We start from the raw sequence: 13,282 nt of genomic DNA, 5'->3' as shown, positions 1-13,282 counted from the left end.
CCCACTGTTATTATTCTTCGATGCCAAATGAGCATGCACCTTGATCTGCACTGCTCACTACGTGTCTAAATCCTGAGAATAGCTCTCGACCCGTACCAAATGTTTGCGATTGCGGTGAGAGCTGTAATTCGCGCTGTGCCATTTCTTCATCAGAAACATGTAGCACTAATTCGCCTTTTGGTGCATTTAAGGTGATCAAATCACCTTCGTGTACTTTTGCAATTGCACCACCTTCAACCGCTTCCGGCGCAAGGTGGATCGCCGCAGGTACTTTACCCGAAGCACCAGACATACGACCATCTGTCACAATCGCCACTTTAAAACCTTGGTCTTGTAATGTAGCCATGACAGGTGTCAGTTTATGTAACTCAGGCATACCTTTCGCTTTAGGGCCTTGCTCTTTAATCACGGCAATAAAGTCTTGGTTAAGCTTGCCAGCAGTAAAGGCTTCTTGTAATTCGCTTTGAGAGCTGAATACTTTCGCCGGTGCAGTCACCGTTTGATGCTGCTCTTGTACCGCAGACACTTTAATCACCGCTTTACCCAAATTACCATTAAGTAGTTGCAAGCCGCCTTGCTTGTTAAATGGATTTGCTACTGGGCGAAGTACTTCTTCATCCAGTGAGTTCTCGGGTACTGGTACCCACTTCACTTTGGCAGGACCTTGGTTATCGCTGATGATCACATTGCTGTTGATATCCAGTAGTGGTTCCATCGTGTAAGCATCAAGTCCTTCACCCACAATTGTTTTTACGTCATTGTGTAAGAAGCCGCCATCTCTTAATTCACGCATTAAGAAGCCCATGCCGCCAGCCGCTTGGAAGTGGTTTACATCGGCATGACCATTTGGATAAATACGCGTTAATAACGGCACTACTTCAGACAAATCCGCCATGTCTTTCCAAGTGATTTGAACACCCGCCGCTTTTGCCATTGCGACTAAGTGAATGGCATGATTGGTAGAACCACCAGTAGACAACAAACCGACCAAGCCATTGATCACCGTTTTTTCACTCACGATATCCGCAAGTGCATTGCCGCTTTTACCGTCAAGTAGCTGAGTTAGCATGGTCTCAACCGCACTCGCCGTTAAGCCATCTCTTAATTCTGTGTATGGATTGATAAACGAGCTACCAGGTAAATGAAGACCCATGATCTCCATTAGCATCTGGTTCGAGTTTGCCGTACCGTAGAAAGTACAAGTACCTGCACTGTGATATGAAGCACTCTCAGCTTCCAGTAACTCTTCCCGGCTGACTAAGCCCTGTGCAAACTTTTGACGAATGCGCGCCTTTTCTTTGTTCGGGATCCCAGATTGCATCGGGCCTGCTGGTAAAAAGAAAATGGGCAAATGACCAAAAGACAAAGCACCGATTAATAGTCCTGGGACGATTTTGTCACATACACCAAGACAGAAAACCCCATCGAAGACATCGTGTGATAATGCCACCGCTGTTGACATGGCAATTACGTCACGAGAGAACAAAGACAGTTCCATGCCATCGCGACCTTGGGTAACCCCGTCACACATAGCAGGTACACCACCCGCTACTTGTGCAGTCGCGTCAAACTTGTTTGCCACTGCTTTAATTAAATCTGGATATTCTTTATAAGGTTCGTGCGCAGACAACATGTCATTGTACGAATTGATAATTGCTAGGTTCGGTTGCTCGTCTTCTTTTAGACGAGTCTTATCACTGCTTGAGCAAGCAGCCATTACGTGTGCTAGGTTTCCACAGCCCAGTCCTGCTCGTACGCGCGTTTGTTTTTTTGCTTGTTGGATTCGAGCTAAATAGGCTTGACGTGTTGCTTTGCTTCGCTCAATGACGCGTTCGGTGACTTCCTGAATTCGTGGATGCAACATATTACTGACTCTCTAGTGTTAGAGGAAAAAGGCTCTGCACGATTACCAGCATTCGTGGTAATCCTTGTACAGAGCTGCTTTGATTTACCCGTTCAAAGGTACGCTATCAGGTTGTCTCTCACCCCAACCTGACACCGGTGTCACTATATTTACGCATAAAGCTGACACCGGTGTCAACCCTTCTTATAAATTTAGTCTAACTTTTTAAAATGACCAAATTATAACCACTTAAAACTTTGCCGATATCTGTAGTCTTAAAATCATTACCTAACTGATTTTATTAGTAATTATTATGACAAAAAGAATAATATTAATGATTGAGCGAAATCATTATTTGATAGCAAAGTTATCAATGAACCTTAACTTGGTAACATGGCCTTTAATCTATGGATCAGCGAGCCTTATTATCGCAACATAAATCTGCGTATTTATCATTCCGAGCTTTACATAGAATAACTTACAAAGGAACTGCAATATATTCCCTAGTAGCTGCGAAAATAAAAAGCCCAACGGCTAAGCGTTGGGCTTTGGGGCAAGTATAAAAATTGAAAAAGTTATGAATTCGAGCGCGCTTTCGTCGACTCTCGAGTGATAAGTTTAGCTTCTAAAACTTGCTGAAACGGTGCTTCTTGCGGCTGAGATATATGCTTAATCAGCTCTTCTACCGCTATCCGAGTCATTTCTTCCACAGGCTGTGCTATTGTCGTCAGACCCGGCCAAATATGCCTTGCGATAGGTGCGTTATCAAACCCAGCAATAGATAACTGCTCGGGCACTTTGATCTCTCGCTGTGTAGCAAGTTTTAACACAGCCGCAGCCATGTAGTCGTTTGATGCAAATACAGCCGTTGGCCTTGGCTCTAGGTCCAATATGGCTTTTGCACTGTCTGCACCTGAGTGATAACTAAAGTTACCTTCTGCAACTAACCGCTCTCGATATTCAATACCATGCTTTGCCAGTGCTTTTTGGTAACCAGAAAAACGATTTTCTGTGGCACTGTGATCAGGGTGACCTTTAATAAAGGCAATTTCGGTATGACCTAAATTAATCAAGTGCTCAGTTAACTCAAAAGCGCCTTGCTCGTCATTACTGCGAATTGAAATCGAATCATCGCCTTCAATGGCTGAAGCAACGCGTGCATAAGGAATATTGCGCTGCTTTAAAAAAGCAATAAGCTCGTTGGAGTCTGAAAACGGCGGAGTAAGCACAATACCGTCAAGTCTCGATGTGGTAAGCAGCTGATCAACATTGTCGATAAGGTCTTGGCCGCGCAGTTCACAAGGATGTATCAATAAATTGTAACTATGTTTCTGACACGCCTCCAGCGCACCACTTTGCACTCGCGTGATATAGCTTTTTGATGGGTTGTCGTATAAACAACCGATGATAAAGCTACGATTTTGTGCCAAACCGCGTGCAATAGGATTAGGCTTATAATTCAGCTCTTCAAAGACCTTCAGGACTTTTTCCCGCGTTGCTGGACTAACATTTGGCTCGTTATTTAATACCCGAGATACTGTCTTTTTAGACACTCCGGCATATTCGGCAACGCTATTAATAGTTACTTTTTTCATCGATTTACCCTTAAGCCCGGCGTCGCTCATGAATACATGCTGCTGCGCCAATCAGTGGGATATTATCTTGTACCACCAAAGTAACTGGAATTTGGCTCGTGTACTGTGACATCATGCCTTTTTCGGTAAAGCGTTCAACAAAGCTACTTGCTTGTAATCGCGCTTTCATCCGCGGCAAGATCCCACCACCTATATAAACACCACCTAAGGCACCAAAAGTCAGTGCTAAATCGCCTGCTACGCTCCCCATCCAGTCACAGAAGTGACTCAATGTTGCGTCACAAACCTTGCACTCTTTCGCGAGCGCACTGATCTGCGCCGCATTAAGATCTTTAGCTTGCTCACCACGCACTTCTGCCATGGCTTTGTAGAGTCTCGCAATACCTGGGCCTGAAAACACCGTCTCGACTGAAACATGTTGAATACTCGCGCGCAGTACCGTTAACAGCTCTTTATCTAAGGCAGTAACCGGTGCAAGTGAGATATGTCCCGCTTCACAGCTCATCACCGCGCTGCCATTAATATCTCTAGCAAGACAAGCCGCACCAAATCCAGTGCCAGGACCCATTACACCGATATTTGCACCTAGCTCAGGCTGGCCTTGCTTAATCACTAGGTTTTTCTCTAGTGCTAAGTAGGGCGCCGCATAGGCAAAAGCAGCAAAGTCATTGATCACGGCAAGTTCGGTAAAATCGAACTGGGCTTTGATGTCTTCGGAATTAAAATGCCAACCTAAATTAGTTAAATGAACTTGCTGAGATTTGATAGGACCGGCAACCGCGAGACAGGCTCGGCTTGGCTGCGCTACAGGTAGCTCAGTTAAATATTTTTGGATAGCGGATTCAAAAGACTGGAATTCAGCACTAGGAAAAGTGGCTTGATGCGTAATTACAAAATGGTTAGTTCGTGTATCAAAATCTGACACGATTGCAAATCTGGCGTTTGTTCCCCCGATGTCGGCAACGACAATCGGCTCAAACGGCACGGATGAATGGCTTGTTGTCTGGCTCATATTATTATCTCTTTATCACTGCGATTATGCTTGGGCTAACATCAGGGCTGCCAGCACACGTCCTGCAATTTATTGTCTCAACTCGCCAAAATTTGCACGCCTTGGCTTTTGCTCTTACCTGTTATTCTGTTAATTTGGTAAAAAAATGCTGCCCTTGGCATAGGGCAGCCAAATACGTTTTGACAACAAAATGATAAAACATCGACATTATGACACCGGTGTCAGACTGTATCAATAAAAATTTGCAAATTCGGTGAAATTGGTTGAAAAAAAAATTGAATGGCTGACAATGTCACTGTCTTAAGCGTTGAGAAGAACATGAAAGGTAAAGCAACTTCATTTGATATCGCCCATTATGCTGGCGTTTCGCAATCTACGGTGTCGCGCGCCCTAAGAAATAGCCCTTTGGTTAACGAAGAAACACGTCGTCGCGTTCATGAGATTGCTAAAAAGCTTAACTATAAGGTCGATAAAAACGCGAGTAATCTGCGCACTCAGCAAAGCAGTACATTGGCTTTGCTGCTATTTGAAGATCCCACAGAAGACGAGTCACAAATTAATCCGTTCTTTTTAAGTATGCTTGGCAGTATTACCCGAGCGTGCGCAAAAGAAGGCTATGACCTTTTAGTATCGTTCCAATCGACGAGCAGTGATTGGCATGCCGATTACGAGGATAGTCACCGTGCTGACGGGTTAATTTTACTAGGCTATGGTGATTACATCGATTACCAGTCAAAGTTACAAACTCTACTCGACAACCACACAAAGTTTGTTTGTTGGGGGGCAACAGTTGATAACCGTCCAGACCTCACTGTGAGCTGCGACAATTACGGTGGTGGTGTATTGGCTGCAAAGCATTTAATTGACATGGTCAGAACAGATTGTGCGTTTATTGGCGATGCTTCGGATCACAGCCCAGAATTTTTTGCGCGCTTTAAAGGCTTTAGAGACACCCTTAAAGCAAAGGGTATCGAGGTGAGCGACCGTAAGACGGCAAATGCGATTTCCACAGAAGACTCAGGATATCATGCGACTCGCTCCTTAATCGCCAACAATGTTAAATTTAACGCGCTTTTCGCTGCTAGCGATCTTATTGCTATTGGCGCGATTAAGGCGCTTCAAGAAGCAGGCGTTCGCGTGCCTCATGATGTACATGTCGTTGGCTTTGATAACATTGCCGCTGCGGGTTATGTTTCTCCCTCTTTAACTACTGTGCAGCAAAACACCACATTGGCAGGACAAATGCTGGTCGATAACTTACTTACGCTTATCCGAGGTGAAGCGGTAGCCTCTACTCTCTTGCCACCGAAATTGATTGTTAGGCAGTCTTCACGGTAGCAATAGCGATAAAAAATGCCGAACTCATCTTCGGCATTTTTTATGGGTTTACTTACTGTTTGTTATTTCAGTTTAATTTCTACGATTGGGTAGTGATCCCACACTTGTTTTTCATTAAGAGAGCGCACTAACTTTACGTATTCAGCATGTGTCCAAGCCAAAGGCGTCGCCGAGTTGGTTCCTTCGCCAAGTTGATAGCCAAAGGTATTTTTACCCACACCATCCCATACTTGCTCAGGTAACATCATGCCTTCATTAGCAAAGTGCTCCATCCCCTTCACGTAGGTATTTTGTATTTTGCTCTGTTCATCCGCACTTAACTCACCATCGAGCAGCGCCAGCGCAATATCATAGTGACCACGCTCTCCGGTAAAGAAAGGCCACACTCGACCGCGTTGGCCATCGGTATTCTGACCATTTTCGGCATAATTAATACCGCGCTTCTCGTCTTCACCATAACCGTCGTTACCGTAACGGCGATACCCCGGATAACTATTAACATCGCCATCAAATTTAAAGCTATATTTTACTCTTAAGTTTTCAGCTATCGACTCATCATCATATTCAGGCATGGTAGCCACGATGCTTGGGGCATCAGCCCCTCTAACCCCGTAACGCACAAGTTCTAAAAAGCCACCGTCGATGATTTGCTTCTTATCCATTCCGCTGCGGCCATTATTGGCATTTAAGGTCGTACTGGAATTAGGGTTTTCGTCTTGTCCAATACGGAAAAAATATTGACCGTCACTGTGTTTGCTTTGCAGATTACCTTTGGTTGTGAACATGAATGACTCAACATCACGATTGTACTGCTGCGCCGTCGCAAGGAATTTCTCTTGTCCCGCTTTATCACCGGCCAATTTAGCAATGTCGCTCGCTGTCACAAGGCCTGCAATGATTGCCGCGGTAGTCGATGGTGAATAGCCATTTTGCTCTTCCCAACGCTCTTGTTGCGTCGCAGGCGGTATGATTTGCGTGTCATTCCACAATATTTTAGCCAGCCCTCCTTCAACTAAAAAGTTAGCCGCGGGCTTTAACATCTTATTGTACCAATAAACCAGTCTATCATCGCTTAGCACACCCGCTTGCCACAGTTTCCATGCCAGCATAATCGGCATTGCTGTTTGGTCAAGCTGTACTCCAACCCACTCAAGCTCACCATCTACATGCGTTTTTTGTAAGAACCAGCCGGTATCACCATGGTTACCCGGTGTTTTATCCGTAACTTGCACTTTTTCTAGATACTCAAAAGCAGTGAGTGCTGTTTGTGTATCTCCCATCGCCAAAAATGCCATCGCTACTTGATAAAAATCACGCACCCATACAGCTTTATAACCGGTATGGCCTTGCTCTGCTGGTACTGTGTCACCCCATGGATTTGACAACGATGCTATCAACGCACCGGCATGGGTTTTATCTTCTTGCGCCTTGAGCACAAGCGCACTGGTGTAAAGTAACTTGCCGTTGTCTGCGGTATTTGCCGTCATGGACTCTAGTGGCGCTAAACTTTCGAGATAATCTTGCCAGCCCATCGCAGTGCCTTGACCATTATAATCAGCCAGTACTTTATCGTAACCTTTGGCTAATGTGGCTGCCCCCTCAGCAAAGCTTTGCTGCTGAGAATGACCAAAACTCAAGGTAAGGTCAAAGGTGCTGCTGCCCTTTACTTGCCCTAAGTTTGCCAACCAGTTAACGTTGCCACTCTCTTTGCCTGTAGATGTATAAGCCTGGGCTATATGTCCTGTAGTCTCAAGTGCCGCTAAATTATCGCTGGTGCCAGTAAAACCGACAGATGCTTCAACAAAGCCGGTTTTGCTCTGCAATGAGAGATAGTTCTTACCTTCCCATGCTAACAAACCTTGCTCTGTCACTTTTGCAAAATCGTTTAAGCCATTGTTATTCACGTATGGATTAACGTTCACAAAAGCCTGTACATTTTTGAATTCAGTATCTACTTTTGCTCGAACAAACAAGGTTTGTCCATCAGGGTCGGTAAAAATATGCTTTTCAAGAGTAAAACGGCCTTGCTTATCCTTGCTTAATATTTTGTAAGCCAGCGATAACGGGCGCCCACTGGCATCTTTATAAAGGTAGTCAATCGTGACATCTAGAGCGTCAGTATCAGATTCTTTCACTGCAAAGCCGTCACCCACGATGATAAATTGCATGTCTTTGATCTGCGCTTGGTGAATAAGTCCAAACATGGTCTCTGTGATCATCCCTTTTGCAACAGAAAACCATACCTTTGAAACTGCTTTAGTAGCCGTAGAATCGCTATACTTGCCGTCTTGGTACGCTTCGTACGACGTACCAATCCCCGTTTTTCCAGAGTATGACCAATAAGGTTTAACGCCAGGTGCACCTGGTGCCGTCAGGGTTTCATTGCCAGATTGCTGTGATCCGCAACCCATGAGGCCAGCACTTACCAAGGCAAGTGCGATTGTTGATAGTTTAATCATCTCGTTCTCCTTATTGAGCCTTTATCGTGACTCTTGAAACAGCTAATGCAGCGAGTAAAAATGACACGCCTCCGATGACGAGTGCGAATATCGGTTGGTTATCAAAACCATGACGCAGAATTAGACCTAGAATACTGGCGGCGAGTAATTGTGGGATCACGATAAAAAAGTTAAAGATCCCCATAAATACACCCATTTTGTTGCTTGGCAAAGCGTTACTTAACATCGCGTAAGGTAATGACAAAATAGATGCCCAAGCAAAGCCAATGCCCACCATTGGCAACCAAAGTAATGTGGGGTCAGCGATAAATTTGAAGCTAATTAAAGACACTGCGCCAAAAAACAAGTTAGCTGCATGTGCCCCTTTGAGACCGATGCGCTTAACCATGAATGGGATCACCATCGCAGCAATAGCAGCAAAACCATTGTAGGCTGCAAATAACACCCCGACCCAATCAGCACCGTCGTTATAAAGCTTGCTCGTTACATCTGACGTACCATAGTGATGGCTCGTCACCGCTGAGGTGGTGTAGATCCACATGGCAAATAGCGAAAACCAGCTAAAAAACTGCACCACAGCAAGCTGCTGCATGGTCTTTGGCATCGTAAATAAGTCAAAAATAACATGATAAAAACCATTACTTACGCGCTGCTTTTGCTGCATCACATGCGCAATGACAAATACAATTGCAAAAGCGATGAGCAGCCCGCTAAGCAAATAAAGCTCTTTTTCAAGGCCAAGAAGTGCAACGGCAAGCAGTACAATAACGCCAATGAAACCGCTCACCGCACTGCCTTTTAAAAAGTTCACAGGTAAGTCTGATTGAGTTGCGCTCTGCGTATTCGTTTGCGCTTGTTCAAAGGCTGCGAGTTGCTCAGGGCTATATTCTTTCGTTTTTAGAATCGTCCACAATACGGAGATGAACAAGATAGCTCCCCCCAGTAAAATGCGTATTTTACCGAGTCAGGGATTTGTCCTGCAGGAGCTGTGTTACTCACCTCAAACCAATTAGTCATCATCCAAGGCAGCGCAGACGCGACCACGGCACCGACGCCAATGAAAAAGCTCTGCATCGCATAACCTGTAGCACGTTGCTTTTCATTCAGATTATCACCTACTAATGCTCTAAACGGCTCCATCGTGACGTTGATCGACGCATCCATGATCCACAGCATACCCGCCGCAATCCAAAGCGTTGGAGAATTGGGCATAATGAAAAGCGATAGCGTGGTGAGAATAGCCCCCCACAAGAAAAATGGTCTTCTACGCCCAAGTTTTCCCCATGTTCTATCACTCCAGTAGCCGATAATTGGCTGCACGATTAAACCCGTTAAGGGCGCTGCAACCCACAATATAGGGATGTCATCGACCTTGGCACCGAGGGTTTGAAAAATACGACTCACATTGCCGTTTTGCAGTGCAAAACCAAATTGGATCCCAAGAAACCCAAAGCACATATTCCATATCTGCCAAAAACTGAGTTGTGGTTTTTGTTGTTCTTGTTGCATAGCTTACTTCTCTACTTGATAAACCGCGCTGGCAAGCGGCGCTAGCGCAATCGTTGCGTTGACGTGCTCGCCATCAGTCGTTGGTTGTAATTGTAAAGTCGGGTGTGACTCTAAAATATCGTTATAAGCACCATGCCAGTCTTTAGGCAGATTTACGGTGACTATTTGTTCTTGTTCCGCATTAAAGTTGCTCACGACCAACAACTTTTGTTGACCTAATTTACGGCCAAATGCCATAACTGTTTCAGCATTGCTTGGCATCTCAGCACTCAGGGTGACTTGCTGGTATTCACCAGCCGCAATCGCCGGCTGTTTTGCAAGATTGAGTAATTTGACGTAGTAATTACGAAGCGCCTTCTGCTCATTTGAAAGAAGCGCGCCATCAAACTTCCCGTCATTCATCCATTTCTGATGTTCGGGTACACCAATATAGTCAAAGATACTGGTTCTGCTTGGGCTGCCGAACCCCGCCTGCTCAGAGCCATCCTCCCCTAATGTTTGTCCAAAATAGATCATCGATGGCGCTGTGCTTATCAGGTGACTAACCACCATAGCGGGTTTACCTTTTAGCGGATCGCCTACAAATTCAGGGCTTGCGATACGCTGCTCATCATGGTTTTCTAAAAAGTGCAACATATGTGGGGCAATATCGGCTACCGATAGATGACTATCCAATACGGCTTGGGCACTACCTTTGCCTTGCATTAACACCTTTAACGTGTCGTAGAAACCCACTTTGTCGTAGAGGTAATCCATCTTCCCTTGCTTGATATACGGGCGATATAAAGTGGGGTTATAGACTTCTGCAAGCAAGAAAGCTTCAGGATTTTTTGTTTTAATCGAAGAGTTTAGGAAGCTCCAAAACTCTACTGGCACCATTTCCGCCATATCGTAACGGAAACCGTCTACGCCCTTTTCTAACCAAAAGTGCGTAATGGCTTGAAATTTGTACCAACTATCTGGCAATTGCTTGTGTTGCCAAAATTCAAAATGTGCACGGTAATCCTGCTGAGCATAATCGTCAGGCAGGCGTTCGAAATCGTAGCTACCGTCAGGCTTCACCCCGTAATTCACTTTGACGGTTTCATACCAATCATTAATATCAGGCTTTGCCGCACGAGCACCGTTACCGGTCCACTTTGCTGGATTTTCTGCAAATTTGCCATCCGCCAATGGATGAGATCCACCACCTAACACCTGATAGCCTTCACTCGTTGGTACTGTAAATTCCTCACCAACCACGTAATAAAAGTTATTGTCCCTAGCATATGCAACTTGCGTGTCGTCATTCGCGCCAAAATCGACAGTTCCTTTAGGCGCACCGAGTGACTCATAGTTACGAGCGACATGGTTTGGCACAATATCGATGATCACTTTCAAGCCGGCGTCATGTGTACGTTCAATTAAGGCTTCAAATTCAGCCAGTCGCGCAGAAGGATCGTTCGCAAGATCAGGGTTAACGTTATAGTAATCTTTTATTGCATAAGGTGAACCCGCTCTGCCTTTTACAACATCAGGATCATCTTGGCTGATCCCATACTTACTATAATCCGTCACTACTGCGTGATGGAGCACGCCGGTATACCAAACATGGGTCACACCCATCGCCTTAATTTGTTGTAATGCGGTAGGAGTAAAATCAGAAAACTTGCCTACGCCGTTTTCCTCTATTGTTCCCCAAGGTTTGTTCACCGCTTTGGTGTTGCCAAAGAGCCTTGTGAATACTTGATAAACAACAGGTTTGCTCACTGGCGCCACTTCCGATTGCAATGTCATTTGTTCGGTTTTTTTATCAACTGGCTTGGGGCCACAGCCGCTTAAACTCACTGCACCACCCAAAAGCGCTGACACAGCCAATAGTAGAGATTTATTTTTCATAGTGTTGTCATAATGCTGTTTTAAAAGAGTCTATTTGCGTAAACGAACGTACTGAACCCATCACATATGTATTCAGAGAGACCCTTAATTAGATTTTATTTATAACGATTAATACCAAGTTACTTGTGAACATTTGCCACAAAGCTTTCTAGCTCCATTCGGTGATCTTTAAAATTCAATCCACATCGTCTGATGAAGTCATTCACTTTTTCGATGCTATGTTGGTTTGCTAGGGCATTGCCTGACTTAAGCTGAGCTTGTTCTGGGTAGATACCATAACCTGCCAATAAACAATGCCAGCTGACTGAAGGGTAATATTGATCAACGTTTTGGCGAACTAATTCATCCGATAAGTTGTTACCAGAAACCCAAGTCTGTAAAATTTGATAGAGTGACCGCGATAAGTGGTTATTGTTGGCATTATCAAGCCAGTAGTTGGTGTCAGTACGACTATTCACACGATAATGAGCGACGATATAGTCTCGAATAGCCTGATACCGTTCGCTCAAAGCGCGGTTGTGTTTATCTCTGTTACCATCGGTAAAGCCCGCATCTTGGTAGCATTCAATAAAGCTCTGAACGGTTTCTTGGACTATATGCAAAGCGGTTGCTTCTAAAGGCTCTATGAATCCTTGAGATAAACCAATCGCTATACAGTTTTTGCTCCAGTGCGCTTTAACTTGCCCGACTTTCATTTTTATATGCCGAGCTTCTACATCAGAGTCCAACAAACCCAAAGCAGCCCTTAGCTCGGTTTCGGCTTGATCCGCATTACAGTAACGCTGACTATAAACATAACCGTTACCGATACGATTCGTTAATGGAATGTGCCAAGACCACCCAAATTGACGCGCAACAGATTGTGTTTCGGAGCGGATAGTGTCAAGTTGCTTGGTAGGTATAACGACCGCAGCGTCGTTAAATAAATTGGACTCGAATGACTCGAACCCCACGCCTAAAGTGTGTTGTAGCAGTAAACTTTTGAAGCCCGAGCAGTCAATAAAAATATCACCAGCGATTTCCGTACCATCAGACCTTATCAGTGCCGCAATATCACCATCAACGTGTTTTCGAACGTCGGTAATTGTGGCATCAATGTGTTTTACATTAAACTCAGCCGCTTTGCGAGCCAACAACTGGCCAAGCAAAGCTGAGTCAAAGTGATAACCATAATTAATTTCGAATGGGAAGCTTTCTGCAGCAATTGGGGATTTATTTAAATCAGCCAAGTGAGTTGCTAAAAAAAAGTGGTCTGGGTGGCCCTCTACGTCAATCGCCTTACGCCGAACAAAGCTGTTATGAAAAAAAGCCGGTGCACTGTAGTCATCAGGTTGTGCAGGAAATGGGTGAAAATAGCTAGAAAACCCAGGTTTTGTCGACCAATCTATAAACCGAATGCCATTTTTATAGGTCGCATTACAAGCCGGCATCCACTCGGCTTCCGAGATACCTAAATAGTCCATAAATCCTTTGAACTGCGGAGTAGACCCTTCACCAACACCAATAGTTCCGATGCTAGAAGATTCAACCACAGTGATTTCTATCGCTTTATCTGCCCAGCTTTTTGCCATCATATTCGCGGCCATCCAACCTGCAGTTCCACCACCTAAAATCACTATTTTCTGATTTTTCATCGCCTTCGCACCTT

At 44.8% G+C, this 13,282-nt stretch carries 7 protein-coding genes and 1 pseudogene; 1 reads left to right on the top strand and 7 read right to left on the bottom strand.

What is annotated here, in order from left to right:
- Positions 1-10: 10 nt before the first annotated feature.
- The 3 genes from edd to glk form a co-directional block, all read right to left on the bottom strand.
- Entirely contained in the window at positions 11-1,864 is a 1,854-nt protein-coding gene (gene edd, locus GSF13_RS13155) for a phosphogluconate dehydratase (protein ID WP_095727894.1), read from the bottom strand.
- A 554-nt stretch (positions 1,865-2,418) separates the two neighbouring features.
- Positions 2,419-3,438: a LacI family DNA-binding transcriptional regulator gene (locus GSF13_RS13150; protein WP_010378018.1), complete on the bottom strand. Its 1,020-nt coding sequence runs from the start codon at positions 3,436-3,438 to the stop codon at positions 2,419-2,421.
- 10 nt (positions 3,439-3,448) lie between these two features.
- Positions 3,449-4,450: a glucokinase gene (gene glk, locus GSF13_RS13145; protein ID WP_039495541.1), complete on the bottom strand. Its 1,002-nt coding sequence runs from the start codon at positions 4,448-4,450 to the stop codon at positions 3,449-3,451.
- Positions 4,451-4,768: 318 nt separating this feature from the next.
- Between glk and GSF13_RS13140 the strand changes: the two genes are divergently transcribed.
- Entirely contained in the window at positions 4,769-5,788 is a 1,020-nt protein-coding gene (locus tag GSF13_RS13140; RefSeq protein ID WP_010604047.1) for a LacI family DNA-binding transcriptional regulator, read from the top strand.
- 62 nt (positions 5,789-5,850) lie between these two features.
- Here the strand turns inward: GSF13_RS13140 and GSF13_RS13135 are convergent, their stop codons facing one another.
- The 4 genes and pseudogenes from GSF13_RS13135 to GSF13_RS13120 form a co-directional block, all read right to left on the bottom strand.
- Positions 5,851-8,247 carry a glycoside hydrolase family 15 protein gene (locus GSF13_RS13135; protein WP_211868650.1) on the bottom strand — a complete coding sequence of 799 codons (2,397 nt, stop codon included), beginning with the start codon at positions 8,245-8,247 and terminating at the stop codon, positions 5,851-5,853.
- 10 nt (positions 8,248-8,257) lie between these two features.
- Positions 8,258-9,756: pseudogene (locus tag GSF13_RS13130) on the bottom strand (MFS transporter).
- A 3-nt stretch (positions 9,757-9,759) separates the two neighbouring features.
- A complete protein-coding gene (locus GSF13_RS13125) occupies positions 9,760-11,634 on the bottom strand; it encodes an alpha-amylase family glycosyl hydrolase (RefSeq protein WP_102056599.1) in 1,875 nt (624 codons plus the stop codon).
- 119 nt (positions 11,635-11,753) lie between these two features.
- Entirely contained in the window at positions 11,754-13,268 is a 1,515-nt protein-coding gene (locus GSF13_RS13120; RefSeq protein ID WP_174169053.1) for a tryptophan halogenase family protein, read from the bottom strand.
- Between the last annotated feature and the right edge of the window lie 14 nt (positions 13,269-13,282).

The sequence above is a fragment of the Pseudoalteromonas sp. M8 genome (genome assembly GCF_018141365.1).
Lineage (GTDB): Bacteria > Pseudomonadota > Gammaproteobacteria > Enterobacterales > Alteromonadaceae > Pseudoalteromonas.
This window is presented reverse-complemented; position numbering and strand designations above follow the sequence as displayed.

Bases quoted from the DNA above. Each gene is read 5' to 3' on its own strand.
- edd (WP_095727894.1), bottom strand. From the start codon at position 1,864: ATGTTGCATCCACGAATTCAGGAAGTCACCGAACGCGTCATTGAGCGA.
- GSF13_RS13150 (WP_010378018.1), bottom strand. From the start codon at position 3,438: ATGAAAAAAGTAACTATTAATAGCGTTGCCGAATATGCCGGAGTGTCT.
- glk (WP_039495541.1), bottom strand. From the start codon at position 4,450: ATGAGCCAGACAACAAGCCATTCATCCGTGCCGTTTGAGCCGATTGTC.
- GSF13_RS13140 (WP_010604047.1), top strand. From the start codon at position 4,769: ATGAAAGGTAAAGCAACTTCATTTGATATCGCCCATTATGCTGGCGTT.
- GSF13_RS13135 (WP_211868650.1), bottom strand. From the start codon at position 8,247: ATGATTAAACTATCAACAATCGCACTTGCCTTGGTAAGTGCTGGCCTC.
- GSF13_RS13125 (WP_102056599.1), bottom strand. From the start codon at position 11,634: ATGAAAAATAAATCTCTACTATTGGCTGTGTCAGCGCTTTTGGGTGGT.
- GSF13_RS13120 (WP_174169053.1), bottom strand. From the start codon at position 13,268: ATGAAAAATCAGAAAATAGTGATTTTAGGTGGTGGAACTGCAGGTTGG.